This is a genomic window from Pseudanabaena sp. Chao 1811, from assembly GCF_027942295.1.
In the GTDB taxonomy this organism is placed as follows: Bacteria; Cyanobacteriota; Cyanobacteriia; order Pseudanabaenales; family Pseudanabaenaceae; genus Pseudanabaena.
Map to the genome: position 1 here is coordinate 818,929 of NZ_CP101416.1, position 26,719 is coordinate 845,647.

General features: G+C 43.3%; 22 protein-coding genes, 1 tRNA gene and 1 other RNA gene. 10 read left to right on the forward strand and 14 right to left on the reverse strand.

All coding sequences use genetic code 11. The features are described from left to right. The first annotated feature begins 177 nt into the window (after positions 1 to 177). Positions 178 to 2,190 carry an NAD(P)H-quinone oxidoreductase subunit 5 gene (locus NMG48_RS03925; protein WP_271254073.1) on the forward strand — a complete coding sequence of 671 codons (2,013 nt, stop codon included), beginning with the start codon at positions 178 to 180 and terminating at the stop codon, positions 2,188 to 2,190. A gap of 612 nt (positions 2,191 to 2,802) precedes the next feature. Next, positions 2,803 to 3,714 carry a class I SAM-dependent methyltransferase gene (locus NMG48_RS03930; RefSeq protein ID WP_271254074.1) on the forward strand — a complete coding sequence of 304 codons (912 nt, stop codon included), beginning with the start codon at positions 2,803 to 2,805 and terminating at the stop codon, positions 3,712 to 3,714. An 11-nt stretch (positions 3,715 to 3,725) separates the two neighbouring features. Here the strand turns inward: NMG48_RS03930 and NMG48_RS03935 are convergent, their stop codons facing one another. The 3 genes from NMG48_RS03935 to NMG48_RS03945 form a co-directional block, all read right to left on the reverse strand. After that, positions 3,726 to 4,100, reverse strand: a complete 375-nt coding sequence (locus tag NMG48_RS03935) for an STAS domain-containing protein (protein ID WP_271254075.1) — start codon at positions 4,098 to 4,100, stop codon at positions 3,726 to 3,728. An 85-nt stretch (positions 4,101 to 4,185) separates the two neighbouring features. Further along, entirely contained in the window at positions 4,186 to 6,600 is a 2,415-nt protein-coding gene (locus NMG48_RS03940; protein WP_271254076.1) for a SpoIIE family protein phosphatase, read from the reverse strand. Between the two features lie 72 nt (positions 6,601 to 6,672). Further along, positions 6,673 to 8,265, reverse strand: a complete 1,593-nt coding sequence (locus tag NMG48_RS03945) for an NAD(P)H-quinone oxidoreductase subunit 4 (protein WP_169362619.1) — start codon at positions 8,263 to 8,265, stop codon at positions 6,673 to 6,675. A 326-nt stretch (positions 8,266 to 8,591) separates the two neighbouring features. Between NMG48_RS03945 and psbU the strand changes: the two genes are divergently transcribed. From psbU to NMG48_RS03960, 3 genes are all read left to right on the forward strand, one after another. After that, positions 8,592 to 8,975, forward strand: coding sequence for a photosystem II complex extrinsic protein PsbU (gene psbU, locus NMG48_RS03950; RefSeq protein ID WP_271254077.1), 384 nt, complete (start codon positions 8,592 to 8,594; stop codon positions 8,973 to 8,975). 122 nt (positions 8,976 to 9,097) lie between these two features. Further along, on the forward strand, positions 9,098 to 10,741 hold the full coding sequence (gene nadB, locus NMG48_RS03955) for an L-aspartate oxidase (protein ID WP_271254078.1): 1,644 nt from the start codon (positions 9,098 to 9,100) through the stop codon (positions 10,739 to 10,741). Between the two features lie 241 nt (positions 10,742 to 10,982). Continuing rightward, positions 10,983 to 11,336, forward strand: a complete 354-nt coding sequence (locus NMG48_RS03960; RefSeq protein ID WP_126388269.1) for a hypothetical protein — start codon at positions 10,983 to 10,985, stop codon at positions 11,334 to 11,336. A gap of 61 nt (positions 11,337 to 11,397) precedes the next feature. On the opposite strand, the gene NMG48_RS03965 is transcribed toward NMG48_RS03960, so the two are convergent. From NMG48_RS03965 to NMG48_RS03980, 4 genes are all read right to left on the reverse strand, one after another. Next, positions 11,398 to 11,901, reverse strand: a complete 504-nt coding sequence (locus NMG48_RS03965) for a hypothetical protein (RefSeq protein WP_271254079.1) — start codon at positions 11,899 to 11,901, stop codon at positions 11,398 to 11,400. A gap of 170 nt (positions 11,902 to 12,071) precedes the next feature. Beyond that, positions 12,072 to 12,944, reverse strand: a complete 873-nt coding sequence (bchL, locus tag NMG48_RS03970) for a ferredoxin:protochlorophyllide reductase (ATP-dependent) iron-sulfur ATP-binding protein (protein ID WP_345961240.1) — start codon at positions 12,942 to 12,944, stop codon at positions 12,072 to 12,074. A gap of 105 nt (positions 12,945 to 13,049) precedes the next feature. After that, positions 13,050 to 14,714, reverse strand: a complete 1,665-nt coding sequence (bchB, locus tag NMG48_RS03975; protein WP_345961223.1) for a ferredoxin:protochlorophyllide reductase (ATP-dependent) subunit B — start codon at positions 14,712 to 14,714, stop codon at positions 13,050 to 13,052. 90 nt (positions 14,715 to 14,804) lie between these two features. Further along, entirely contained in the window at positions 14,805 to 16,094 is a 1,290-nt protein-coding gene (locus NMG48_RS03980) for a ferredoxin:protochlorophyllide reductase (ATP-dependent) subunit N (protein ID WP_271254080.1), read from the reverse strand. 339 nt (positions 16,095 to 16,433) lie between these two features. Here NMG48_RS03980 and NMG48_RS03985 point away from each other — a divergent pair, with 339 nt between their 5' ends. The 3 genes from NMG48_RS03985 (at position 16,434) to NMG48_RS03995 (ending at position 17,587) form a co-directional block, all read left to right on the forward strand. Further along, positions 16,434 to 17,174 carry a DUF554 domain-containing protein gene (locus NMG48_RS03985; RefSeq protein ID WP_271254081.1) on the forward strand — a complete coding sequence of 247 codons (741 nt, stop codon included), beginning with the start codon at positions 16,434 to 16,436 and terminating at the stop codon, positions 17,172 to 17,174. A 74-nt stretch (positions 17,175 to 17,248) separates the two neighbouring features. After that, a non-coding RNA gene (gene ssrS / locus NMG48_RS03990) (6S RNA) lies at positions 17,249 to 17,436 on the forward strand. 77 nt (positions 17,437 to 17,513) lie between these two features. Continuing rightward, a tRNA-Met gene (locus NMG48_RS03995) sits at positions 17,514 to 17,587 on the forward strand. A 49-nt stretch (positions 17,588 to 17,636) separates the two neighbouring features. Here NMG48_RS03995 and NMG48_RS04000 read toward each other — a convergent pair. The 6 genes from NMG48_RS04000 to NMG48_RS04025 all read right to left on the reverse strand — a co-directional run bounded on the left by NMG48_RS04000 (position 17,637) and on the right by NMG48_RS04025 (position 23,817). Then, on the reverse strand, positions 17,637 to 17,876 hold the full coding sequence (locus NMG48_RS04000; RefSeq protein WP_271254082.1) for a hypothetical protein: 240 nt from the start codon (positions 17,874 to 17,876) through the stop codon (positions 17,637 to 17,639). 36 nt (positions 17,877 to 17,912) lie between these two features. Then, positions 17,913 to 19,301: a PP2C family protein-serine/threonine phosphatase gene (locus NMG48_RS04005; RefSeq protein WP_126388279.1), complete on the reverse strand. Its 1,389-nt coding sequence runs from the start codon at positions 19,299 to 19,301 to the stop codon at positions 17,913 to 17,915. A 294-nt stretch (positions 19,302 to 19,595) separates the two neighbouring features. Then, positions 19,596 to 21,293 carry a signal recognition particle-docking protein FtsY gene (gene ftsY / locus NMG48_RS04010; protein ID WP_271254083.1) on the reverse strand — a complete coding sequence of 566 codons (1,698 nt, stop codon included), beginning with the start codon at positions 21,291 to 21,293 and terminating at the stop codon, positions 19,596 to 19,598. A 191-nt stretch (positions 21,294 to 21,484) separates the two neighbouring features. Next, positions 21,485 to 22,351, reverse strand: coding sequence for a hypothetical protein (locus NMG48_RS04015; RefSeq protein ID WP_271254084.1), 867 nt, complete (start codon positions 22,349 to 22,351; stop codon positions 21,485 to 21,487). Positions 22,352 to 22,425: 74 nt separating this feature from the next. Continuing rightward, complete coding sequence (locus NMG48_RS04020; protein ID WP_271254085.1) at positions 22,426 to 23,115, reverse strand: GUN4 domain-containing protein; 690 nt, start codon at positions 23,113 to 23,115, stop codon at positions 22,426 to 22,428. Between the two features lie 135 nt (positions 23,116 to 23,250). Next, on the reverse strand, positions 23,251 to 23,817 hold the full coding sequence (locus NMG48_RS04025; RefSeq protein ID WP_271254086.1) for a hypothetical protein: 567 nt from the start codon (positions 23,815 to 23,817) through the stop codon (positions 23,251 to 23,253). A gap of 730 nt (positions 23,818 to 24,547) precedes the next feature. Here NMG48_RS04025 and NMG48_RS04030 point away from each other — a divergent pair. After that, positions 24,548 to 25,309: a PFE-CTERM domain-containing protein gene (locus NMG48_RS04030; protein WP_271254087.1), complete on the forward strand. Its 762-nt coding sequence runs from the start codon at positions 24,548 to 24,550 to the stop codon at positions 25,307 to 25,309. Between the two features lie 60 nt (positions 25,310 to 25,369). Here the strand turns inward: NMG48_RS04030 and NMG48_RS04035 are convergent, their stop codons facing one another. Further along, entirely contained in the window at positions 25,370 to 25,954 is a 585-nt protein-coding gene (locus NMG48_RS04035; RefSeq protein ID WP_271254088.1) for an Npun_F5560 family protein, read from the reverse strand. Positions 25,955 to 26,071: 117 nt separating this feature from the next. Here NMG48_RS04035 and NMG48_RS04040 point away from each other — a divergent pair, with 117 nt between their 5' ends. Further along, positions 26,072 to 26,713 (forward strand): GAF domain-containing protein, encoded by a 642-nt coding sequence (locus NMG48_RS04040; protein ID WP_271254089.1) that lies wholly within the window; start codon positions 26,072 to 26,074, stop codon positions 26,711 to 26,713. Positions 26,714 to 26,719: the final 6 nt, after the last annotated feature.

The window sequence follows — 26,719 nt, forward strand, 5'->3', positions numbered from 1 at the left end:
GCCGCCTTTACTCAATCCTAATTGCGATCGCAATAGCAGGTCAAGCATTAACTTTTTCTAAAATTTTAGCTTCATAAGTAACAATGCTCATAGTTAACACATCGTGCCCGATCGCCCTGTAGTACACTAATCATTTAAAAGCGTCTCTACAGTAAACTTTGCGTTTCAACGCGACCTATGGACTTTGCATATCAATACGCATGGCTGATTCCCCTGCTGCCACTTGCCGCAGCACTGATTATCGGCACAGGACTGATCACCTTTAACGAATCAACCAACAAACTGCGATCGCTTTGGTCTGTCCTCAGCGTATCCGCCACAGGCGGCGCAGCCGTCATCGCCTTTAACCTACTCTGGAGTCAGATCCAAGGACATGCTCCTTATACCTACACCTTTGAGTGGGCTCAAGCAGGCTTATTTCATCTGAACATGGGATTTGTGATCGATCACCTCACCTCACTCATGCTCGTCATCGTTACCACCGTTGCCTTCTTGGTGCAAATTTATACCGATGGTTACATGGCGCATGATCCCAGCTATGTCAGATTCTATGCTTACCTGAGTTTATTCACCTCCTCCATGTTGGGCTTAGTTGTGAGTCCCAACTTGGTACAGATTTATATTTTCTGGGAACTAGTGGGGATGTGTTCCTACTTGCTGATTGGCTTTTGGTTCGATCGCAAAGGAGCAGCCGATGCTTGCCAAAAAGCATTCGTCACCAACCGCGTCGGTGACTTCGGGCTATTACTAGGCTTACTTGGTTTGTATTGGGCAACAGGTACGTTTGAATTCACAGAAATGGGAGAAAAGCTGACTCAACTAGTTGAGTCGGGTGGATTGAGTGTGGGACTTGCTACCCTATTTGCGATCCTCGTATTTATGGGACCTGCTGCTAAATCGGCACAATTCCCACTCCATGTATGGCTACCAGATGCAATGGAAGGTCCTACACCAATTTCCGCATTAATCCATGCCGCGACAATGGTTGCTGCTGGTGTATTTTTAATCGCTCGTATGTTCCCCGTATTTGAGGAAATTCCTGCGGTGATGAATACGATCGCTTGGACGGGGGCATTTACAGCGTTCCTTGGTGCGAGTATCGCCATTACGCAAAATGACATCAAAAAAGGCTTAGCCTATTCCACCGTTTCCCAATTGGGTTACATGGTCATGGGTATGGGCGTGGGTGCGTACGGCGCAGGTCTATTTCACCTGATGACCCATGCTTACTTCAAAGCGATGATGTTCCTCGGTTCAGGTTCCGTCATTCATGGCATGGAAGAAGTCGTCGGACATGATCCCGATGTCGCGCAAGATATGCGTGTGATGGGTGGATTACGCAAGTACATGCCAATCACAGCCATCACCTTCTTTATCGGTACTCTCGCCATTAGTGGGATTCCCCCCTTCGCTGGTTTCTGGTCAAAGGATGAGATTCTCGCTTCTACCTTCAAGGCAAATCCTGTTCTATGGGGAATTGGCTTCCTGACCGCAGGGATCACCGCCTTCTATATGTTCCGTATGTATTTCACCACCTTTGAAGGTGATTTTCGCGGTACTGACAAGAAGCTTGTTGCCTTAGTCAAAGCGGAAAACTCCGTAGGCAAGGAAGTTCAAGCTGATGATGGTCACGGACATCACCATGCTAGCAAGCCCCATGAATCGCCTATTACGATGACCTTCCCTCTGATGGTCTTAGCAATTCCGTCGATGCTGATTGGTTTAGTCGGTACACCCTTGGGTAATTACTTCGAGTACTTTATCCATGCGCCATCAGAAAAAATCACAGAAGTACCAGTTGAAGGCTTCACTCCTGAGTTTCTATTAATGGGTGGAAGTTCCGTTGGTATTGGTTTGATTGGAATTTCTCTAGCGATCTTGATGTATTTGCAAAAGAAAATCGATCCCAGTGCGATCGCCAAATCCATCGCACCGCTATACAAGCTCTCCAAGAACAAATGGTACATTGACGAAATTTACGAAGCTGTATTCGTAATTGGTTCCCGCCGTCTAGCCCGCCAAGTGCTAGAAGTCGATGCCAAGATTGTCGATGGTGTGGTTAACCTTGCAGGTTTCGTGACTGTCGTTACTGGTGAAGGCTTAAAGTACTTTGAAAATGGCAAGGCGCAGTTCTATGCCCTCGTCATCTTCATCGGTGTTCTCGGTTTCGTCATCGTGACTTCGATTTAAGTAACCATCGATAATCTGGGGAATATCAAAATCACGATTATTGAGACTACGAGATTTATTAATAAATCTTATTAGTCTCTAATCCAACTTAACCAACTAAAAAAACATACGAAAAAAGAGAGTGCTAAGCACTCTCTTTTTTCGTATGTTTGGCTAATTTAGGGCTAAAGGGATAAGTTCATAGACCTAAAGATAGATAACAAGTAAAAAAATAAATTTATGTCAGAAAATTAAACTATTTGTATTATTTTTTTGCTCAAAATCATAAAGATGTCAATCACTAAAGAGATATATTTTTTAATGAATATATTTTTTCATAAATATCTTTCAGTACAAAAAAAATAAAAACCAACTATAGTAAATGAGTCAAGGAACTATGCTAATTAGCTTAAAACAAAAATCATTATAAAGTCATTATTAAATAACATTATATATTTATTTGTTGATTTTTTTTGATAATATTTATTCATATATTAAGCCCAAATAAAAACCCTGTAGCATTTGCTCAGCATATATTACAGGGTTTTTATTTAGTTTTTAATCATCTCCAAAACATCTCCCTGATTTCATATTTTAATTTGATGGTCTAAGACCATTTATCAAACAAACCTCATGTCACAAGAAAAAGCTCAAATTTTGCAAGAATATCTGTCATTGGATAAAGCTGTTAGCTTCAATAAGAATGCTATTCCAGAATGTCCAATTCCTGATCCTAGCTGTTGGCTTTTAGCTAATAGTTATTATTTCGGACATCCAGAATGGGCAAAAAACTATTTTGATTCCTGTCATCGCCATGAAAACTTTAAAGAACGATGGATTGCTGCTACAGGAGGCTGGAATAATAAAATAGTCATTGATATTGGCTGTGGTCCAGGAAATTTATATGCCACACTTGGGGGAATACCCAAGATTTTAATAGGTGTTGATGTTAGTCGCGGAGCCTTAGAAATGGCTAAAGAAATTGGCTATAGTCCTCTATTAGCAGATGCCCAAAATCTTCCATTTGTTTCTAAATTTGCCGATATTGTTGCAGTTAATGCAACTCTACATCATTGTGATGATATGTCCAAAGCTCTGTCAGAAGCAGCTCGACTTGTCCGTCTGGGTGGGCTTTTAGTAATTGATCATGATCCGCAACTGACTGCTTGGGACTTTAAGGGCATTGCGATGCTGTTTTATAAGGTAAGACTCGCAATTTATAAAATGTTTTTAAGCAATCTTCACATTCCCAAAGAAGAGAGGCTTTGTGCTTTATCAACTGAAACACATCACAAACCTGGAGATGGGGTGACACCCAATTTATTTCGCAGCATCCTTGAACCTATGGGTTTTGAAGTTAAGCTTTACCCTCATAACCATACTGTAGGTGCTGATGTACTCTCTGGAAATATTGGGAAACCACCGCATTGGAGATATCGCCTAGGTCAGTTCTTATCGGGAATAAATCCCTATTCCTCCGAAGCAGCTCTATCACTAATGTGTATTGCTCAACGGAATAAAGATATCTCCCCAAGTGAAGACTAAAACATCTCTGCTTACTGGTTATCTTCCACTTCAGTCTGCATCACAGTTAAGTAGGCATCTAGCTCTTCAGTGCTGGCAAATACCTCAGAAATAGGAACAGCCTTAACAATATCAAATACTTTTTTGACTTGAGGCGTGGGGTTTGTAAAAAACACCTTACCATTTTTCAGTTTTAGAGTTTTTCTTGCTTTGGCAAATACTCTCAGCCCCGCACTGGAAACAAACCTCAAATTCTGAAGATCAAAAATTAAAGTCTGAGTATCCTGTTGCAGATTAGTTTGAATAGATGTTTCTAAATCATTAGCGGTCAAGGTATCAAGTTGTCCGTCCAATGCTACGAATAGTGTGTTGGGGCTAGTATTGTCAATCAGGATTTGCAAAGCCATAGATTTTATCTTGAGAGCAAAATAATTTGTAGTTTAGCTTGAGAATGCCTTATAAGGCTTTTTGTTGCTCAAACTTAGCAAAATCTCAATTAAAAATTGCCTGACTAACCGTCAGTATATTTTTGCCACTGCTATAGGCGTAATCTAAATGATCGGATAGCTCTTGGACTAAGAAAAAGCCAAAGCCACCGAGCGATCGCTGATCATCGTCACGATCTAAATCGGGTGTGGATAGCTCTGTGAGAGGGTTAAAAGGCTTACCGCTGTCGGCAAAAGTCATGGTTAGCTTTAGATCTGCTATTTCAATCCGTAAATCAATCGAACCATCGCTACGATTGTCATAACCATACTGAATAATATTGACCACAATTTCTTCAGCAATTAACTGAGCATTTTCGATTAACTCAACTGGTAGATCTGCCTCATGCAAAATTTGTCCAAGCTTTTGTTTTAATTCCTCTAGTTCCGTAATTTCACTATTCAGTGTTAAGTTCCATTCCATAACATTAGCTACTTCCGCAAAAGGATTTGATGGGAGGTATTGCATCGCCAAGAGTGTAATATCATCGGATTGGGGAGCATTACCCACAAATTGCTGACAAAAATGCTGAATGGTGCGAACTGCTTTGGTTGGGTTAGTGGGTGGATAGGAAGTAATCATTTCCAATAACCTTGTATCTGAAAACAGCTCTCCTTCCGAGTTCAATGCTTCCGTAATGCCATCAGTATAAAACAGAATTAAATCATTAGGGAGCAGCATAAATTCATGCTGGGTAAATTCTGAATCTTCATAGAGTCCCAAGGGGGGCATGGTTTCTAAATCAAGATACTGCACATGGCGATCGCGTACTAATATCGGTGCATCATGTCCACCGCTCGCATAGGTAAACCGACCAGATTGCAGTTCTAATACACCACAAAACACCGTCACAAATAGGCAGTCTTCATTTTCTTGGCATAGTTCGATATTCACAGTCCGTAGGATTTCTGTGGGTGTACTAAAGGCTTTACTGAGGGTGCGGATTAAGGTGATGGTACGCGCCATTTGTAAAGCTGATGGAAAACCTTTATCGGCAACATCGCCAATAATTAAGCAGAGGCGATCACTACCGAGCAAAAAGAAATCATAGAGATCTCCACCTACGATCCTTGCGGGCTTGAGGACTGCGGAAATGTCATAGGGAGAATTTACGCTATTGACGGTACTCGTTCGGGGTAGCATGGTACGCTGGATTTCGGCAGCGATCGAGAGTTCACTCTCTAACTTCTGTTTGGCAGCAGTAGTCTCTTGCAAATCGTGGATATAAAGCTGTAGAGAATCCCGCATTCGGCGAAATGATTGGGTTAATCTCCCCACTTCATCATTGGAAGTAACAGGGGGCAAATTAGTATCCAGATTGCCTTTTGCCATTTCCTCCGTACTTGCATTTAAGGCGCGGAGGGGACGGGTGGTCAATTGGGAGATCAAAGCAATTACCACACACATCAGCACCATATCTTTAGACATGGAGAAAATGACGAGCCAAAGATGTTTCTGTCGTAATTTCTCTAGCTTTTCTTCAGAAATCACAATGCCAACGATCCAATCCGTAGAATCGATAGTTTTAGCAATAACCTTATTTTGGAAATTATTGATTGAAATTTGCGATCGTTGGCTAGGAGCGTCATTAATATGATTAACCAATGCCTGTTGCGAAGATTGCAAAGATTTGAATAACTCTGAGTTGTTAGGTTTGACTAGCCATTGTTGATCTGGTGCTGCTAATGGCGCGATCGCAAAAGGTTCGCTAACCTCCAAATCGGATGCTTTATCGGACTGTACGGAGGGTTGCTGGTTCAGCATTGCCTTGAGCCAATCCAAATCTATGGCGATCGCTAAGATTCTGGTCGTAGCAGGATTGGTCGCTTGGGTTAGCACGATGCAATAGGTAGTGCTGAATTGCGCTGAACTATTATTGAGAGAATGTGGTTTTGTCCAAAAAGCCTGATGCTTAACCTGAGAATTTATTTGATCATTTGCATGGCGATCGCTTTGACATCGAGCTAACCAATTGTTAGCTCGATTTTGATCGAGATTGCGAAATTGCTCTTGCCGACTATATTGCCAACCCTTGTTGGCAGTATCTGTAATACTTTGAGGAATATCAACTAAAGCGATCGCCTGTACCTGTGGTTGCGCGAATAGTTGATCTAGGGCAATTTGGAGTTGTGGCTCTAAATTATTTTGAGAATTAGGATTGAAATTTACAGTTGGAGCTTGAAGCGATCGTGTGAGATTAAGCGCTTGTTTTTCGATCGCTAATAATTTGCTATCAAGTTCATGGGCAATCTCATTAACCCGTGATTGAGCAAACCCCAGCACCCAATTGTCTAACGTACTTTTCAGCAATTGACGGGCGTGCCAATAGGAAATTCCATAAATAGCGATCGCTGACACCACACAGCTAAAGATCAAGCGATGGGTAATACTTTTAAACTGAAATTTCAACAGCTTAGACATGGCGCAAGTACGCAGATCAACAAATTTACCGTTAGAAACAAAGAAGGTTCGCTGAGCGAACCTTCTTTGTTGTTATTTAGTCAAGCTCGGTGCAGGTTGCGCTTGTATTGCTGCTAAACGTTTGTTGTCGCGTTTATTAGCTAATACTGGCACTGCATCACGGAGGACACCAGCTAACTGAGTTGTGGTCGAATCGTACATTTGAGTAACGATTTTGGGATAGAACCCAATACCGATGATGGGAATCAAGAGACAAGCGATGATAAACACTTCGCGAGGTTCTGCATCTACAAGTTCTTGATGAGATGTGAGCTGAGTATTTTCTTTGCCATAGAAAATTTCACGCAACATCGATAGCAGATAGACAGGCGTTAAGATCACACCCACTGCCATGAGCAAGATGGCAATTACTTTAAAAGTGCCACTATAGGCATCACTAGTAGCAAAGCCGACAAAGACCATCACTTCCGCCACAAATCCACTCATCCCCGGTAGAGCAAGGGAAGCAAGGGAACAGGTGGTAAACATAGCAAAGATTTTCGGCATCTGCTGACCGACTCCGCCCATCTCATCGAGGATCAGAGTATGCGTGCGATCGTAGGTTGCACCCACAAGGAAGAATAAGCTTGCGCCGATGAGTCCGTGGGAAATCATTTGCAACATTGCCCCACTTGTTCCGAGATCGGTAAATGAAGCTAAACCGATCAGCACAAAGCCCATGTGGGAAATTGATGAATAGGCAATTTTGCGTTTGAGGCTGCGCTGGGCAAAGGAGGTAAGAGCAGCGTAGATAATATTCACGATCCCCAAAATTACGAGGATGGGGGCAAAGTACGCATGAGCTTCAGGCAACATCCCTGCATTCATCCGCATTAGGGCATAACCACCCATTTTCAAGAGAATACCTGCGAGGAGCATGTGGACGGGTGCTGTCGCTTCACCATGCGCGTCAGGTAGCCATGTATGCAGAGGGAAAATCGGCAACTTGACCCCGTAGGAAATCAAGAATGCACCATAGGCGAGTAGCTGGAAGGTGAGGGGATAGTTTTTGTTAGCAAGGGTTTGCATATCAAAGGAGATCGTATCCCCATAGAATGCCATGGCAAGCCCTGCAACAAGGATAAACAGAGAACCGATCGCTGTGTAGAGAATAAACTTGGTAGCGGCGTAGAGACGCTTGTAGCCCCCCCAAATCGATAGCAAGAGGTAAACGGGGATGAGTTCTAATTCCCATGTCAGGAAAAACAGCAGCATATCCTGTACGGCAAAGACGGCAATCTGTGCGCCATACATCGATAGCAATAAGAAATAAAATAAGCGTGGCTTCAGTGTGACGGGCCAGGATGCCAAGATTGCTAATGTGGTGATAAATCCAGTCAGCATGACCAAGGGCATCGAGAGTCCATCAACGCCGACTGACCAATTTAGCCCCAGATCGGGAACCCATGCGTATTTCTCGACGAGTTGTAAATTGGGGTTGCTGTAGTCATACTTCGTGCAGAAAGCATAGGCGATCGCCGCGAAGTCAATCAGTCCCACAACTAGCGAAAACCAACGAATGGTTTTGCCGTCCCCTTTGTCTGGCACAAAGGCAACTAAGAGAGACATAAGTATGGGGAAGGCGATGATAAACGTGAGCCAAGGGAAGTTTTCGAGACTTAACATAATCAAAAGTAACCGTTGTAATTACCCACCCATTTTCTAGACAGTCATTGTACCTACGCTCTCTTGTTGAGTTTGCAGTTATTTATAGTTACTTAAACCTAGTCAATCAGCCTAAATTTCGAAATCAAGACTGGGATCATTACATCATCAGGGATTAGGCAGATTTGAGAAGCTTTAAATCAACTTGAAGTTTTGTAAAGAGAAGTTAACAAATAGAGACAATTGTTTACATATCCCTGATTTGGCGAACCTGTGGCTAGGGGTTTGCAATTTTCTGCTAATCTCGAAAGTGAATAAATTATTTTTTTAATAGAGAGATTTTAGGCATGAAAGCACTGATACGCTTTTCTGTTTTATTAGTGGCGATCGCGTCAATTTGGACAACTGGCTTTTTAGGTTCTTTTGGCAGTAACGCTGCATTTGCCGAAGACTTACCTCCTACTAACTTCTACACGCAAGATACTAGCAAAATTGATTTAAATAACGCTAATATCAACGCTTTTCGTGAAGTACGTGGCGCTTATCCTACATTAGGTCGCATTATCATTGAGAATGCTCCTTACAAATCCTTTGATGAGGTTTTAAACATTGCAGGGTTGAGTGATGCACAAAAAGAAATCCTCAAAGCAAATGCTGACAAGTTCTCCCTCAAAAAGCCCGATGAGTCTTTAGGTCGTGAACGTATCAACAACGCTAACTACAGACTATAAGCACATAGACTTCAAGAAGACCATGCAAGTGTGGTTTTTAAGAAATTTGATGCAATAGACTAGTAAGTAAAGGGGCGCAATGCGCCCCTTTACTCTATGGGTTTTAAGAAGGGCGATCGAGCGTGGACTTTAAAAAATTTGATGCAATTGTAATTGGTGGAGGGGCAGCAGGGTTATATACTGCTCTTTCTTTGTCTGACTCCTTGGGTGATCATCATGCGTCTCAAGAACGTGATTGGAAAATCGCGCTGATCACCAAGGATAACTTGACAATCTCGGCAAGTGATTGGGCGCAGGGTGGTATTGCGGCGGTAATTGATCGCAATGACTCAGTTAATTTACATATCGAAGATACCCTTCGTGCAGGTGCTGGACTTTGCGAACGGGAAGCTGTCGAAGTGCTGGTTAGCCAAGCTAAACCGCAAATCCATAAACTTTTAGAATTTGGTGTCGATTTCGATCGCCTACAGGATAAGTCCCTTGCCCTGACCCTAGAGGCAGCCCATTCAAGGCGGCGGGTTCTCCATGCTGCCGATGCCACAGGGAGAGAGCTAGTTAGCACTTTGGCAAGAAGGGTCGTTGATCGTCCCAATATTCAAGTTTTAGAAGGAGTTTTAGTTCTCGATTTATTGCTAGAAAAAACGCCATCAGGCGATCGCTGTGTGGGGGTTTCCTGTATCGAATTCCATCAAGATCCGAATAAGGTTATAGGATTACTTGCGCCTGTAACGGTACTTGCTACGGGTGGCGGCGCTCAAGTCTTTTCCCAAAATACAAACCCTCCTGCTAGTACTGGTGATGGCGTAGCGATCGCATGGCGTGCAGGCGCAAAGGTACGCGATCTCGAATTTGTGCAGTTTCATCCCACCGCCTTAGCCATTGAAGGCGCACCAAGATTTTTAATTAGCGAGGCAGTACGCGGCGAGGGAGCGCATTTAATTGACCATAATGGAGATCGCTTTGCCTTTGAATATCATCCAGAGGGAGAACTCGCGCCGCGAGATGTAGTTAGCCGTGCTATTTTTCAGCATTTACAAAAAACTGGCGAACCCACAGTATTTTTAGACTTGTCACCGATTGATCGCGATCGCATTGCCTATCGTTTTCCCAACATCATCAAAATTTGTCAAAAATGGCATATTGATCTTTTCTCACAACCGATCCCCGTCACTCCCGCCGCCCATTACTGCATGGGTGGGATCATTACTGATACATGGGGAGCTAGTTCTATTAATGGTTTGTATGCAGTTGGCGAAAGTTCTAGCACGGGGGTTCATGGAGCAAATCGCCTAGCCAGTAATTCACTCTTAGAATGCTTTGTCTTTGGGGTGCGTTTAGCCGAAAAGGTCGCTCAGGATTTGATTCACAACAATCAAATGAGCAATCTAGATATGGTCACAAACCTTGATGAACTGAAGTTTACCGATCTCCATTTCCATGGGGAATCTCAAGAGCGGATTGCGGCTATTCGCCAAGAACTAAGAGATCTAACATGGAGATCGGTAGGAATTTGTCGTAATGCCGAGGCGATGGAAACTGCGATCGCCCAAATCCAAACCCTCCAAAAAGAAATTTCGACACTGCGGAGCAAAACACGCCTTTGGGTAGAAACCCACAACCTGATTGATTTTGCCTATTTACTAGTCAAATCCGCCCTATTTCGTACTGAAAGTCGCGGCGCACATTTCCGACTGGATTATCCAGATACAGCATCCGCTTGGCAAGTACATACTGTCATTCAGGCTCAAAAAATCATTGCCCAATAGATTAGGGTTCTGCAATTTAGTAAAGAACCCAATTTTTGATGGTGCGGCTTTGTCGCACCATCAAAAATTGGGTTCTTATTTTACGGCTAACCCCCTATATTTTTTAACAACCATCTAAAGGTATGGGTTTGATTGATTTATTTGTCGATTTATTTATTTTTATAGACTTATATTGCTAAAATGTTACACATCGCAATAAAAAGACAAATTTCTATCAACTTTCAGCAAAAAGGATAAATCAATGGCACTTTTCGGATTATTTGGCAAAAAAGATCAAAGCGACGACTCGAACAAATCAGACTCTTCCTACTTCCTCGATCAGGATGCCGCTAAAACCTTCGGTGACATTGACTATATGCGTACACCCAAGGCTGTCAAAAAAACATTCCCAACCGTTAATGGTGTTAAGGGCGCAGAAGTCGTAGAAATCGTTTCTGCTACTGAAAAGGTTGAAGGTTCTGAACTAGGAGTTTCTAGCAGCAAAGCTTCTGAATCGACTCCCAAATCTACATTTGAACCAAAACCAATTAATACTCGCGTAGATTCCAGCATGGATATCTTCCTCAACATGGCAAAAGACATCAAAAAGCGTTAGAAATAGAACAAACTAAAAATAGAAAAGCCCTTGCTGAGCAAGGGCTTTTCTATTTTTAGTTTTAAACTTCCACTTTCAAACCCAGTTTCTCAGCCACACGTTTCTGAAATGCAGCTAAACCACCTTGATCTTTAAACTCTTCATTCAGATTTTGAATATGATCAAGCTCTATAGCTTTACCACCACGTAGATTAAGGTCAAAGCCAAAAACATCATCCTGACTAGGCGCATTATCCCAAATGTGAGCATCTGGCGTATGCAACGATTCTGGGGCAATCCATAACACTTGAACGCGGCGCGTAAGCGCGAAGTCAGGGTGGTTTGGATCATCATGAATTTGATCATCTAAAACTTTAACCAAGTGCGTTACTTTTGTACGCTGGCGCAACAGGAGCAGATCGCCTTCTTGGAGTTTGCGAAAGTTTGCATCATGTTTTGTATTCCAGTGCAGCTTAAACTCTGGTACTAGAGAAGGATAACCAATTTCATCATGTCGATATACCCACACATCGGGATTATTAACATTTTTAGTCCATTTAAGGCGTGACAAGTCAATTTTAGACATTATGACATTTACAAATATTGTGATTAGCAGAACGCTCAATCAGGTTTCAAGTTCCCACCTAATCGCCCCACAATATTTAAGATATCTGATTTTTTTAAAATTGTAAAGTGAAAAAATCGTTTATAAATTGTAATCAAAAAGCCCTCACTAAGTGAGGGCTTTTTTGATGATTAGTCAAAACCAAGGAGATCGAAAATATCGCGATCCTTGAGGGGTTGAGCATATAAAGGCTCAGCATTTTCTAGCATTCCCTTCGCCAGTTTGAGATATTCCTGCTGCACTTCTAAAACTTCAGGATCAGGCTCCATTTCAAACACAGTACATTTTTTCAAACGACTGCGGCGAATGGCATCAACAGTGCGGAAATGCGCCAAGGTTTTAAGACCAACACGCTCATTAAACTTATCAATCTGATCAGTTCCTTCGCTACGGTTGGCAATAATGCCACCAAGACGTACACGATAGTTCTTTGCCTTCGATTGAATCGCTGCCACGATCCGATTCATCGCAAAGATCGAGTCAAAGTCATTAGCAGTCACAATTAAACAGTAATGGGCATGTTGCAGGGGAGCCGCAAAGCCACCACAAACCACGTCACCTAATACATCAAAAATTACAACATCAGTATCTTCGAGTAAATGATGCTCTTTGAGAAGTTTTACAGTTTGACCTGTGACATAGCCACCACAACCAGTACCTGCTGGGGGGCCTCCTGCCTCGATACACATGACTCCGTTGTAACCTTCAAACATGAAGTCATCAGTCTTCAATTCTTCGGAATGGAAGTCAACGGTTTCGAGAATATCGATGACAGTGGGAACCATTCTCTTAGTGAGGGTAAAAGTACTGTCATGCTTCGGATCGCAACCAATTTGGAGAACGCGCTTACCAAGGTGTGAAAATGCGGCTGACAGATTAGAAGAAGTGGTGGACTTACCGATACCACCTTTACCATAGACAGCGATTACCAAAGCACCTTCAATGACCATTGCGGGGTCTTGATGCACCTGAAGGCTACCTTCTCCATCTTCACCCTTATTAATAACTGGTGGACGAACGTTTGCAACTACCAAAATAAACTCCTAATCTTAAATAATTTTTTTACTCCCCCTCTCCCAATGGGAGAAGGGGCTGGGGGATGAGGGCAATTACTTGCCGATCGCTGCTTTTGCTTCGTAGAGAGTTTCTACGGTGATCGAAGTGATCCCGCGATCGCTAGCAAATTTCTCCGTATTGCGTTTGATTTTGCCTCGGACAAAGAAGGGAATCTTCTTTAACTCAGCTTCACCATCCGCACTCCAAGTAATGCCTTCAACCTCTTGAGCTAAGGGTGTAAGAACAGCTTGATTAGAAACAGCATGAACTGTCGAAGCGATCGCTGATTCGGGCGATCGTAACTCTTGTGCTGGTGCAGTATGCAGATGACTCATATGGCCCTCCGCAAACTCGAAGTCTTCCTTGAACATGCCAATCAAATGTTCTTCTAGACCCATCATCAAAGGATGTACCCAGCTATCAAAAATCACATTCGCGCCTTCCCAACCCATTTGCGGTGAGTAACGAGCAGGCACATCTTGAACATGAATTGGCGCAGAAATTACCGCGCAAGGGATACCCAAGCGTTTGGCAATATGTCGCTCCATCTGAGTGCCAAGCACTAGTTCTGGAGCGGCTTCAGCAACTTTAGCTTCTACGGCTAAATAGTCATCACTAATCACGGCTTCAAGCCCGTGCTTCTTGGCAACTTCGCGCACTTCCCGCGCAAATTCACGGCTATAGGTTCCAATACCTACGAGGGTAAAGCCTAATTCTTCAGTAGCAATTCTGGCGGCAGCGAGGGCATGGGTAGCATCGCCGAAGATAAACACGCGCTTACCAGTTAAATAAGTAGAATCCACCGATCTCGAATACCAAGGCAGACGTGAAGCATTAGGATTTGCGGCGGTCGATAGGCGAGATACGTCCCAGTTACCGAGAGTATCAGACTGCGATCGCTTCAGCGCTTCACTCACATCAATCTCGGCAACCTTGCCAATTTCGGCGATAAAATCACGGGTTGCACCGACCCCAATCGGCACAGTCTTAATCGTCGGTTGCGCGAAACTACGATGTAACCAAGTGCAGGTAGTGAGGGCAATTTCAGGATAGAGGCAAATATTAAAATCTGCATCAGGAATCCTTAACAAGTCATCGGGAGTTGCACCCATTGGAGCAACTACATTTACATCGACACCTATTTCTGCCAATAACTTAATTACTTCCCGAATATCATCACGACACCTAAAGCCAAGAGCCGTGGGACCAATAATATTTGCTTTCGGACGAAGTTGGGGATCGCGCTTAGGACGAGGAGTATTAGGCGGCGGCACAACGGGCAGCAGTAACGTGCGAACTAAATGATAGAGAGTCTCACTCGCACCCCAGTTTTCCTTTTTAGAATAGGCAGGTAACTCTAAACTCACAATCGGAATTGGTAAGTTCATGCCCTTAGCCAGAGAACCTGGTTGATCTTGAATCAACTCGGCAGTGCAGCTTTCGCCAACTAGCATGACCTGAGGCTTAAATCTCTCATAAGCATCGCGTACCGAAGTCTTCACCATCTCCGCAGTGTCACCACCAAGATCGCGAGCTTGGAAAGTTGTATAGGTAACAGGAGGACGGCGATCGCGTCTTTCGATCATCGTAAATAATAAATCAGCGTAAGTATCGCCCTGCGGCGCATGAAGTACATAATGTACTCCTTCCATACCAGTTGCAATTCGCATCGCTCCCACATGGGGAGGACCTTCGTAAGTCCAGAGGGTTAGTTCCATAGATTGGTAATTGGTAATTGGTAATTGGTAATTGGCTTTTAGCAATTAGCTTTTAGCTTTTACTAGTCACAGATAGCTAATCGCTAACAGCTAAACCGTTAATCTTCTTCTTCTCTCAAGTGGACGAGCAAATAGCTCTGCTAAATCAGCGGCTTGGTCGTAACCGTGAATTGGCGAAAACACTAATTCAATTGACCATTTTGTAGCCATACCTTCTGCTTCGAGAGGGTTTGCGAGTCCTAGACCACAGACGGTAATATCAGGACGGGCTTCACGGCAACGATCCAGTTGCTTTTCTACATCCTGACCCTCTGAAAGGGCAGTACCGACTGGTAATAGATTAATTTCACTATCCATTAACAGGCGATCAATATAGGGTGTACCTACTTCGACTAGCTCCATGCCGCATTCTCTAGAGAGAAAACGTGCCAATGGAATTTCCAATTGCGAGTCGGGGAATAGAAAGGCTTTGCGACCTGTCAAGACTTGGCGATATCGCTCTAGGGCAATGGTGGCGCGATTCACTTGAGGAGCGATCGCCTCTTCAAATTTCTCCTTATCCACATTCCAAGCATCTGCGGCTGTTTTTAACCATGCGGTTGTACCTTCGATACCAAAGGGATAGGGCGATGGTAATAATGTCGCACCCCGTGAAATCAGCGATCGCACTGTGTCACTCAGAAAAGGTTGAGCTAACAGGAGTTTTGTGCCTTTGCCGATCGGTGGTAATTTGGCGGCACGACGCGGTGGAAAGAAACTAACAGGAATACCTAATTTATCGAATAGTCTTTGGAACTGATCTTCTACCACATCGGCAAGACTACCTACCACCATTAGACTAGGTTCATCTTGGCTATGGGGTAGGACAGGAACCATTGATCCTAAACAAGCATCTTCGCCTTGAGTAAAGGTAGTTTCAATGCCACTGCCTGAATAATTAAGAATTCTAACTTTGGGAAAGAATCGCTGATTGAGACGTTCAGAAGCCTTAGCAAGATCGAGCTTAATCACTTCAGAGGGACATGATCCCACTAAAAAGAGAGTGCCAATATCAGGACGACGCTCTAGTAACTGATCAACAACACGATCAAGTTCTTCATTGGCATCTGCAAGACCAGCTAGATCACGTTCGCCGAGAATCGCAGTGCCGAATCTTGGCTCAGCAAAAATCATCACTCCAGCCGCAGACTGGATCAAGTGAGCGCAGGTTCGTGAACCTACGACTAAGAAAAAAGCATCCTGCATTTTGCGGTGTAACCAGACGATTCCCGTCAAGCCACAAAACACCTCCCTTTGTCCCCGCTCTTTGAGCACGGCAAGATCGGTGTTTATCTTCTGAGTATTGATAGCAGGAACTTCTGTGCAAGGCTCTAGAGCCATGTTTTGCTCTCCTATTGGGCTAAATCCCTAGTTTGTTAAAAAGGCAATGCCCTGATTGGTTTAGAGGGCAAAGCCCTGTCTGATATCAAAAATTTGGGCGATCGCAACGCGATCAAATAAATTAATTCTCTTTACTATATTTAGTAAAACCAAGAGACTGGTTAAAAAGTTGCAAAGGTTTACAGGAGTATAAGGATCTAAAAGCGTTTTATGGGGATCGCAAGTACATTTACTTAAGCATAGTTAGCTCTTTGCTGGCTTCTTACAACGTTTCTGATTAGTTTCGTTTTTAGTTTGGGTTTATTATTTTTAATAAACCTGCGAAGCAATCGTAACTAAATGCTAGATTTTTGGACAAAAACCAGTGGTACTTGGATTAATATCTTTGCGATCGCCATTGGTACATTTTTAGGATTAATCCTGCGAGGACGATTTCTTTCGCAAGTTTTGCCAATTCTCAAACAGGCGATCGGGCTAATCACCATGTTTGTCAGCATTAACATGGCAAATAGCTTACTCAAGGTTAAAGCTGGAGCTTTAGATGGAGTGATCCTATCTTTGATTGCCTTAATTATTGGTGGCGTGATTGGCGAACTCAGTCAGCTTGAGAAACATCTAGAATCCGTTGGCGACTGGCTAAAAGCTAAATTTAAGGGAAAAGGTAAGTTTACAGAAGGTTTTGTGGCAGCAAGCCTGTTGTTTTGTATTGGACCAATGGCAATTATTGGTAGCCTCAACAATGGATTGACTGGCGATAATAACCTACTAGCGTTGAAATCAGCCCTTGACGGTTTTATTTCGATCGTATTTGCCAGCACTTATGGCATTGGTGTGGGTTTCTCAGCCTTGCCTGTTGGGCTTTACCAAGGCATTATGTCAGTGCTTGCAGGCAACTTAGCCCAAAGCTTACCAGACCCAGCTAATGCTCAACCAGTACTCATTATTACTGGCGTTGGTGGATTAATGCTGTTGGGACTCGGTTTAAATTTATTAGAACTAGCAAAAGTCCGCGTTGCTTCTTTTTTACCAGCACTGGCGATCGCACCTTTAGTCTATTGGCTTGCCGACAGCTTCAAATAAACTAAGAGAGAGTTGCGGCGCAACTCTCTCTTAGTTTTTGTTACACCTATTGTATATATGCTATAAATTGTTAAGCTCCTCTGTGGCGTGCGTGACTACCGATAATGTGTCTTGATCGATAATCGTTTTTAAGGAGTCTTCGTAATCTTCGCCGCAGTAAACCAGACCTGCATCTGGGAACTTTAAGTTAGGCGCAGTGCTTCGGCTCCACCTGGTTTTACCGGGTCAAACAACTGAGGTAAGACGGCGTTGCGGAGGGGTCAACCAACAAATTTTCAAGATTTTTTGAAAAGTGGTTGCAATTAAAGCAAAGCATGTTATATTAGATAAGCGAAACGACGCGGGGTAGAGCAGCCTGGTAGCTCGTCGGGCTCATAACCCGAAGGTCGATGGTTCAAATCCGTCCCCCGCCATTAAAAACCAAAAACAAAGAAGCCATCCTTCAGGATGGCTTCTTTGTTTTTATGAGTTAGTGATACTTCTAAACAAGTAACCAACTACTACACCAATCAAAAGCGCCCAAATCTGACCAGACTTTACAAAACTATCCCAACCCTTACCAATGTCACCCATGACATCTTGCTTAAACTGTTGGGCAATCAAATCCGTGTTTATGTAAGAGTGTAGATCCGCGATATTTGTAGAAGGCGTAATTACTGACAGATCAGTGGTAGTTACTAAGTGATGAGCTAGGTCAAGCATAATGTTATAGGTTTGGCGTAGAGGTAGAGGATTGAATTAATTTGCTGGAGCCTTTTCTTTGATTTGCAAGACTACGAGGGTCATATCATCAGTATGAGTATGCCCCTCTCCGATAAAGTTTTGCACTTCTTGGAAGATGTAGTCAAGAATCATCTGAGGACGTGTGACATCTTCAGAAAGGGGGAAGCAATTTTGACAAGCCCAGTCTAGCGCTTTGCGGAGGTTCTCTTCATCAAAGCGATCGCCTTCAGGACTTGCTGCTTCTGTAAAGCCATCGGTGTAATAAATAACGACATCCCCCGCATCTAGATGGGTACTGCGTTCTTCATATTTAGAACCAGCTTCTAAGCCGATTAAAGCGCCCATCGTATCAAGGGCATGGACACTCCGACTCTTAGAGCGCCAATGTAATGCAGGGGTATGGGCGGCATTACTAAAGGACAGAATTTGCGTTGCAGGATCATACTCTGAGTAAAACATAGTGACAAAGCGATGGGATTTTTCGAGATCCTCATACATCACTTCGTTGAGATGTTCCAAAATTTTGCTAGGGGAATGATTGTTTAATACTTCGGCGCGTAACATGCCCCGTGTCATTGTCATGATTAGTCCTGCGGGGACACCTTTACCCATGACATCGCCGACTACGAAACTCCAGCGATCGCCCTTTTGCATCGGGATAAAGTCATAATAGTCACCACCAACGCGGCTAGCAGTAGAACATCGTGCCGCGATCTCAATGCCTTGAATCTTTGGGCAACTGCGCGGTAAGAGTTGTCTTTGGATTTCTGCGCCGATCTCCATCTCCCGATCTTGGCGCTCTTTTTTAATTAATTCGGTAGTGAGTTCATGATTTTCTAGTCCCACTGAAGTTTGATCGGCGACCAGACGCATCAAGGTGCGCTTATTATCTGTCCAGACATAATCAGGCTTACGGCTAAAGATATAGAGCCGCCCACGTACAGAATTTTTGACTAGTACAGATGTCCCAAACAAATGTACATCTGCCCCCAAATAGCGACTGACCATTTCATCAAGGGCAGTGGGACTACCTGTTAAAACCTGCTGAATTGCCCGCTCGATCGCAGTGCGTACCTGTTTGGCTTTCATGCCCCCCTGATTGCGTTCAGGACAATGTAGAGACTCAAGGCGCATTTGCCCACTTGCCTTAAATAAAATTAGCGCACCACCATCGGAGTCAGTCACACGACTGGCTATGAGAGGAATTAATTCAAGAAATTGATTGAGATTACTAAAGCTGCGAAGAGCGTAACCCAAGAAGCTAAGCAGCTCATGGATTTTGTTTTGATCTTGACTCATGCGCCTGAGCAGATCTTTGAGATCTTTCATCACCATCACAGACGCATTGTCTATATCGGGCTGTGGTGGGAGCGATCTATTTCTAGGTGGCAATGATAGAGACATACCAATGCTGCAACGCTAGGTGGTTTATAGGGAAGCTAGTTATGAAAGCTAATTTAGTCAAACAGTTTAGCCTTAGTTGAGCAAAAAATACGATTAAATTTTTAACTTAAGTTCAGAATAATTTGAAATAGGCTTTGAGAGAGGATTTGCCATGCAAATCCTCTCTCAAAGATTAGAGATACAAACCTTGCATAGCAAGGAAAGGATTTATTGTGGTAAGGATGGGCGGCGCAAAGCGCCGCCCATCCTTACCTAAAGGTATAAAGCAGCAAAATTTTCAGAGAGGCGATGCCCTTAATTACTCAATAGGGCTTCCACAAATTCGTAACTTGAAAATGGGCGCAAATCTTCGATACCTTCCCCTGCACCGATAAATCTAATGGGTAAGCCGAGCTGTTGGACTACAGCGATCGCCACCCCACCCTTTGCCGTGCCATCAAGTTTCGTGAGAATTACCCCTGTAATCCCTGCGGATTGGGCAAATACTTCAGCTTGCTTGAGACCATTTTGTCCGAGGGTGGAGTCTAGGACTAGCAAAGATTCGATTTTTGCCTCGGCGGATTTTTTATCAACAATGCGGCGAATTTTGCTGAGTTCTTCCATCAAGTTTTTCTTGTTTTGCAAACGTCCTGCGGTATCGACGAGTAATAATTCCGTGCCTCTGGCTTGGGCAGCACTAATTGCATCGAAGACAACGGCGGCAGGATCGGCATTTTGGGCAGGGTTAGAAATCACATCGACGTTAGATCTTTGTCCCCAACTCTTGACTTGCTCCACGGCAGCAGCACGGAATGTATCGGCGGCGGCGATCAGGGTTTTATAGCCAGATTTGACACTGAGGTGGGAGAGTTTGCCGATAGTTGTAGTTTTACCTGCACCATTTACGCCTGTAATCAACCAAATATTGAGTTGATTTTTTTCAGGGATCAGCATCGGGATGGGTTCACCTTTGTTGGATGCACCAGTCTGAGCCGTGACATCGAGCATCTCGCGCAAAATTTGCTTGAGATAGGCGATCGCTTCTTCAGGGGGCAAAACTTCCTTACGCAGTTTGTCTTGCAATTTAGAAATAATCTGATCGGTTGCCTTTACACCCACATCCGCCTGCAAGAGCAAAGCTTCGATATCATCAACGGAATCGGCACTGAGGGGACCTTGTCCCACGATCGCCTTTAGTTGATTGACTAGTGATAGACGGGTTTTATCTAAGCCTTGGCGTAGACGGTTTAGCCATGTGATTTCTTCAACGGAGATTTCTTCGGGGCGGCGACCTTGAGAGGCGAGGACTTCGGCTGACCAGATGAAATTATCGTCAAATTCGATGGTGGGCTTGCGTCTGACCTTGACTTCGGGTTTGACTTCTGGCTCTGGCTCAATGATCGCCGTGGCTTCGAGGGCAGCAATACGGGCTTGGCGATCGCTTTCGGACTGCATCCAAAAAGGCACAGATGCAGTTTCTGGTTCTGGTGTAATTTCTGCGGGGGCGGCTTCAGCGATCGCAGGTTGAACCAATGCGGGAGATTCAGGGATTGGCTCTGATGATATTTCTAGGGGTGACGCGGCGATCGGTGCAGGTTGAGGAATTTCGGCAATGACTTCTGGCGCGTCAATCTCTACTGCGGGTTCAGTAACCTCAGTCTGAGGACTTTCTGGAGCGATTTCTGGCTCAGCGATCTCAGGTTGAACTAGGACAGGCTCAATACTTTCTGGTGCAGATTCGACAACTTCTGGCTCAGCAACCTCTGCTTCAGACGCGGTAATTGCTGGCTCAGTAACCTCTGATGCCGTTTCCTCGACAACTTCTGCCTGCTGCTGGACATTGGCATAGGCAGCCTTAGCCCAATTTAATAAATCTTGAGAGGCAGGTGATGCGATCGGGCTAGATTCTGGCGTAGATTCTGGCGATGGCTCTTCAGCTTGGGCTGGCTCTACAGGTTGATTATTAGGATCTTTGTCATCATCAAACTTTCGTCGAAACCAGTTAAACACCATACTAATACCCTCGCGCAATGCCTCAATCTACATCAGCTTCAATATGTCCAACCAAGACAAACTTGATCTGCGATATTAAAATTACTGTCAGTTTACTAGGATAGTTTAAGGTGTATGCGTTGTGGGGGAATGAGTCAGATCTAGGCGGTTTCCCGAAATATCAAATGAATCTTGGCTCATTATGTTTCCATTTATCTGGGCTTAAAAATATCATCGATTTTGAGGTTTACTTGTCTTGCACTGTTTAAAGCCGCAACTTCTGCGTCCATTTGTTGTGCGATCGCGGCGGCACTTTTTGTAGATGGGGAAGAGGATTGCATGACATTGAGCTTTAAAGTTAATTGCTTGACCATCATTTGCTGGGAATCAAGGTCAATATCAAACTGAAGGGCATCATTTGCAAGGATTTTGGATAGCTCTTTATTGACTAGAGATTCCGTAATAGTTTCGAGGGGCTGATCGATTAGTGATTGATTGTTTAAGAGCGTATTCTTGATTTGTTCTTCTAAGCTGCCAAATTGCATTAGTTTCGCCAATTGCTGGGCGATCGAGATCGCGTCATTGCCAATCACCTGTGACAAAGCATTTTGCACATTAAACTTTGAGGTTACTCGCTGAATTAGAGATTCAGCCTCGACCTTACGGAGTTGGGCATTCTCAACTAAAGGGATAATTGATAAAATAGTGTCTGGCAAAGTGTCTGAGAGGTTGAGAGCCTGATCGGGTAGAAAGTTCTGGACATAGGCATTGAGGGTATTGAGAACTTGACTTTCTAATGTCTGCACCCATTGATGAACTCCTGTAACCAATGTTTCGGTATTGGCATCAATAATGTCAGGAATATCAGGTAATAATTCTCCATTGAACTGATCAACGGTGTTATGAATTAGAGTCTCAATTTCTTGGGGAGCGATCGCAAGATTTCCCTGTTTTTGTTGAAATGTCAAAATCGAACTCGCGATCGCCAATAAATTTTCGCGGGATTGGGGGATTTCAAAACGCTTTGTGTAGGCATTCAGACTATTAAGCAGCGATTCTACGGTCGCAATTTCATTCATAGGTTTCTCACATGTTGTCTGCACTAGAGCAAATTAGCCACAAAAAATGCACGCTATAGCGTGCATTTTAAAAGTTACCAAGCAGGATGAGAAAAAATTGCCTGCATCGTTTTGTTACCACGCAATTGATTAGAAAGTGGTAAATGTCCCCTTGGGGCATCAAGACTCCAAATAAATTCGTTGGGATAGCGGGTAAAGGAACCATCCTTTTTCCAGCCAATCTTTAACCAAAACTTTTCCCAACCCTTGCCCAGACTGAGCCAGATTTTGCGTTGGACAGAAAAGCCAAACTTACCTTCGGAATAAACTAACCAAAGTTGATTAATCGTCTGTAGATCACTAATGGGAATTGACTTTGCTTCTGTGAAATATAGCCAACCTCTCGCCAAAGCATCAGCACCCGCCGCTTCACATAGTTTTTTGCTGGTCACACGGTCAGCTTCTTCAAAATCCTGTTTTGCTAGCAAAATTTGAATTGGTTGGTAGTCGATCGCCTTTTCGGACTTCAATGTGACTACACCATTTGCATAATAAATTTGTGCTAACTCGCTTGCCCTCGGTAAATCGCTTTGTAACAATACTTGGTGAATTTTGCCATCGATCCATGTCACCTCAGTATTGGCAGCTTTACGGGCTTGAATAAATTCATCTAATATTTGTAAGCCTTCTTCTCCGAGGCTAGCTAATTCGGTGATCGCAGGTAATTGGTTTGCCTCTTTGCCTGAAAACAACTTATCTTTTAACGCAGTCAGCTTTGTATCCATCAGATCTTAAAAATCGCAAAAATAAAATTGCCAATAAAATTGCAAAATCGCACAACCTAGAATTTACACCTTTATCTAGCCCAAAAACCTAAAAAGCAGCACCCAATGGGTGCTGCTTTTTAAGTTGCCCGACAATTAGTCGATATAACCCATCAATCCTGCATTGTCGATCGCATTAGAGGCAACGGGTCTTGTACCACCCATTTGCGAGTATGTGTCACTGATTACCAATCCTGCTGAACCAACAGGACGCTCACCTGCGATGTAAAACTTTTCAACAATTACAAAGCCATCTTCGACGATAGGACGTTCGCCAGAGGACATAAATGTGCTGGTCACATGTACACCACTGTTTGTAATAGGACGGACAGCGCCCATAGAGTTATAAGTGCTGCTTACTACTAACTTGCTAGCCTCAATGGGACGTTCGCCAGAGCTATTAAAATATTCAAAGGCACGAAAGCCGCCATCAACAATGGGGCGATCGCCATAATGTTTAAGAGTTTCAGTCACGATTAATGATCCTTTTTGTTCGATCGATGCAGCTACTACGGGCTTAGACTCTTCTTTGACGGCTAGAGCCGCAATATCGACAGTACCAGTTTTGGTGGTTGCTTCAGTCTCAGACTTAGCTTTAGTGGGGCGAGAGGATTTATCTTCTGGTTTGGTGCTGTCAGCTTTGGCTTCGTTACTTGTACTCATGCTTTGCTTTCCTCAAAAATTTTGTTCTCAAAATATGCTCAAAAACTTTTAATTGCTTTTAACTAGTTAGGGTTCTGCGATTTAATAAAAAACTAGATTTTTTGTGATGCGGCGGAGCCACGCTACAAAAAGCGGTTCTTTATTTCACTGCACGTCCCTTAGGACGATCATTATGGTGTAATCATCGCGATCATTAAAAAAACTTCTAAAGCTGTAGCCTTTCTAGTTAATTCTACAGAAAAAGATAATACTCTCAATATTTTTGATGCGTTGTCATACTTGCCTATTAGCATAGGCTTAATACTAGTCATTAAGTAATATATCCATCAAAGCCGCTTACTTCTAAGTAGCTAGGTGCAATTAAATATAAAACCCCAAAAGCTGAGGCGCACGCGCAGCGTGCGCCTCAGCTTCTGGCTCTGGTTTTTAATTATGTGCAGCTACTTATATAGATCTCATGCAGATCCTATATAAATATCTATAGATGATTACATCTCACAATAGAGTTCATAAAATATTCTAATCTAATATCATTAATTATTCAGGAAATGATTAATGAAAATTTTCTGTTGTATTTATGACATCTTTTAAGACTCCTGATAGTGTATTCTCATATTTAGATGAAAAGTAAAAGCTTGAATTTTTTATCAGCGCAAGCAATATACTGATAAGTTTCTGAGCTTACATCTATCCAAAAATCTAGTTATTCAAAGGTTTTGGGTCAGCAATTATGAAACTTTTAGACAAAATACTTCCACGTTCCTTGAGTGTTGCAGGACTAGCACTTGCTCTAGCCGCAAGTCCTGTTAACGCACAGTCTTTTCAAATAGGAAACAAAGAGGGAATTGGTGAAGGAACCCCAATTCTTGGACAACAATTTGATATAGGAATTCCTGGTAACTTCTCTAGCTACAGTGGAAACGCTCAGCTCAATTATATTAAGTTTTTGTACGACACTACTAATGAGTCAGATCCGCTTGTAACCCAGTCAGTGAGATTATTACTCTACTCATCAATACCTGATATAGGAGATATTCAGAGTGGTTCGGGTGCGACTTTGATCGCAGCAAGCGATAGTGATGTGAAAATTGCTGCTGACCAAGATTTTAGTACTGCTGGTACTTTTACCAATACTTTTGTCAGTCGTCAATTTAATTTTAGTTCGGCTCCTGAGTTAAGTTCTGGTATTACCTATTTTGCCTTCTTCTCCTTTGACCCAGTTGATCCGAATAATCCAGCTCCACAAACCGTGAAAACTACTGCTCAAAGTTATTACGGTAGCCCCTTTGACTCTACACTAGTTCCTATAACACAAACGGCTGGAGGACAGACCGTCGCTGATTCTAATTTTATTGCTGGACTAACCCCTGTCCCATTTGAGTTTGAGGCATCGGGTGGAATTGCGATTTTAGGAGGTTTGTTTGCGGTTCACAAACTCAGACAACGCAAGCAAAACAACAATCCTGACGAACAACCTGACAACCAAGTTTAAAAGTTTATCGTGCGACCCAAAACAAAAAAGAAGCGACGCAATGCGTCGCTTCTTTTTGATTTAGCCTAGTGCTGGTGATGGCATGACTCTAGGTAGTTCTAGACGTTGCTGAGAGGTAGAGCGACGAGTAGTACGACCAGAAAGACGGAAACTGAGACTTTGCAACTCGATATGTAGTTGCCGATTTTCCTTTTGCAGAGCCTCGATCTTTTGTTTGATTGGCACGATGCGTTCCGCAAACTTAGCGCGATAAATATTGGGCAACTCCTGCACCACTTGTTCAAGCATCCGATTGCGATCGGTCATTTCTTGGATAGTTTGACGCAACTCGACCGCTTCGCGATCGCGTTCTTGGATTTGCGCTTGAGTCAACATGAGTTGATTCTCAACCATCGCCAGTTTTTGTTCTAAAAAGCGCATTTCCTCTGAATGTTGCTCATGTATCTCAACATTAGGTAAAAAGGCAGTATTTCCCTTCACCAAGCGAAAAAGCTCTTCTGAAAGCTGCTGAACTAACAGATCCTTTTGTTCTAACTCGACCTTAAGTAAATTTATTTCCTGCTGAAGATTTGCCGCTACATTGGCAGTTGTATTAGTCATTGCATTTTCAGAGGGAGTTGCTACGTTATTTACTGTGGCGTTCATAGGTGCGATTCGTTGGGGGATTTAGGCTAAGATTTATAGCACACAAGGATTAAATTGGCAATTTATTCAGCCATACTCGCTAAACTTTTCAGAACCTGCCCAAAATGGGATTTGCACATGAACCTCAAGACGATCAGTTCACAGGAGTCGTTATTGCTCAATAACCTAGAAGCAGTTTCTTTTCAGAGCAATTTGGAAGAGCATACTTTGCTAACTGTGGCTCAAATTGCATTACAGATTCAGACAACTTTGCTCAAAAACTCTATCTCCTATGCTCAGTCGGTAAGCGGTAGCCTCATTCTGAAAACTACACTCAAAACTACCTTAGAAACCCTCACTAAATATACTGGGGCAGATGAAGGGAGTATCTTTTTGATTGATGAAGATGGAGTAATCATCGAAAGTATTTTGGCAAGAGGCCCTGTCACTCGCGATCTGAAGGATTCGGTAATTTCTAAAGTTTTAGACAGTGGTTTAGCAGGATGGTCTTTGCGCTATCGCCAGATAGGGCTTATCTACGATGCAATGACCGATGATCGCTGGGTGCAATTACCTAATCAACCATACAAGGCTCGATCTGCTTTAGCAGTTCCTTTAATTTATGGCGTGAATGTAATCGGGATTATTACCTTAACCCATTCTCAGGCTAACCATTTTGATGATGCGATCGCTGCCATGATGCAATACAGCATGGAAAGCATTGCTGCAATAATCCTCAACGCTCAACTCCATGCGGAGTATCGCCCCTTAGGCGTATGATTTTTT

Bases quoted from the DNA above. Each gene is read 5' to 3' on its own strand.
- NMG48_RS03935 (WP_271254075.1), bottom strand. From the start codon at position 4,100: ATGGCTTTGCAAATCCTGATTGACAATACTAGCCCCAACACACTATTC.
- NMG48_RS03945 (WP_169362619.1), bottom strand. From the start codon at position 8,265: ATGTTAAGTCTCGAAAACTTCCCTTGGCTCACGTTTATCATCGCCTTC.
- NMG48_RS03980 (WP_271254080.1), bottom strand. From the start codon at position 16,094: ATGGCTCTAGAGCCTTGCACAGAAGTTCCTGCTATCAATACTCAGAAG.
- bchB (WP_345961223.1), bottom strand. From the start codon at position 14,714: ATGGAACTAACCCTCTGGACTTACGAAGGTCCTCCCCATGTGGGAGCG.
- NMG48_RS04020 (WP_271254085.1), bottom strand. From the start codon at position 23,115: ATGGATACAAAGCTGACTGCGTTAAAAGATAAGTTGTTTTCAGGCAAA.
- NMG48_RS04000 (WP_271254082.1), bottom strand. From the start codon at position 17,876: ATGCTTGACCTAGCTCATCACTTAGTAACTACCACTGATCTGTCAGTA.
- NMG48_RS04025 (WP_271254086.1), bottom strand. From the start codon at position 23,817: ATGAGTACAAGTAACGAAGCCAAAGCTGACAGCACCAAACCAGAAGAT.
- NMG48_RS04040 (WP_271254089.1), top strand. From the start codon at position 26,072: ATGAACCTCAAGACGATCAGTTCACAGGAGTCGTTATTGCTCAATAAC.
- NMG48_RS03985 (WP_271254081.1), top strand. From the start codon at position 16,434: ATGCTAGATTTTTGGACAAAAACCAGTGGTACTTGGATTAATATCTTT.
- NMG48_RS03965 (WP_271254079.1), bottom strand. From the start codon at position 11,901: ATGTCTAAAATTGACTTGTCACGCCTTAAATGGACTAAAAATGTTAAT.
- NMG48_RS03930 (WP_271254074.1), top strand. From the start codon at position 2,803: ATGTCACAAGAAAAAGCTCAAATTTTGCAAGAATATCTGTCATTGGAT.
- NMG48_RS04005 (WP_126388279.1), bottom strand. From the start codon at position 19,301: ATGTCTCTATCATTGCCACCTAGAAATAGATCGCTCCCACCACAGCCC.
- NMG48_RS03940 (WP_271254076.1), bottom strand. From the start codon at position 6,600: ATGTCTAAGCTGTTGAAATTTCAGTTTAAAAGTATTACCCATCGCTTG.
- NMG48_RS03925 (WP_271254073.1), top strand. From the start codon at position 178: ATGGACTTTGCATATCAATACGCATGGCTGATTCCCCTGCTGCCACTT.
- NMG48_RS04035 (WP_271254088.1), bottom strand. From the start codon at position 25,954: ATGAACGCCACAGTAAATAACGTAGCAACTCCCTCTGAAAATGCAATG.
- NMG48_RS03960 (WP_126388269.1), top strand. From the start codon at position 10,983: ATGGCACTTTTCGGATTATTTGGCAAAAAAGATCAAAGCGACGACTCG.
- ftsY (WP_271254083.1), bottom strand. From the start codon at position 21,293: ATGGTGTTTAACTGGTTTCGACGAAAGTTTGATGATGACAAAGATCCT.
- NMG48_RS04015 (WP_271254084.1), bottom strand. From the start codon at position 22,351: ATGAATGAAATTGCGACCGTAGAATCGCTGCTTAATAGTCTGAATGCC.
- NMG48_RS04030 (WP_271254087.1), top strand. From the start codon at position 24,548: ATGAAACTTTTAGACAAAATACTTCCACGTTCCTTGAGTGTTGCAGGA.
- psbU (WP_271254077.1), top strand. From the start codon at position 8,592: ATGAAAGCACTGATACGCTTTTCTGTTTTATTAGTGGCGATCGCGTCA.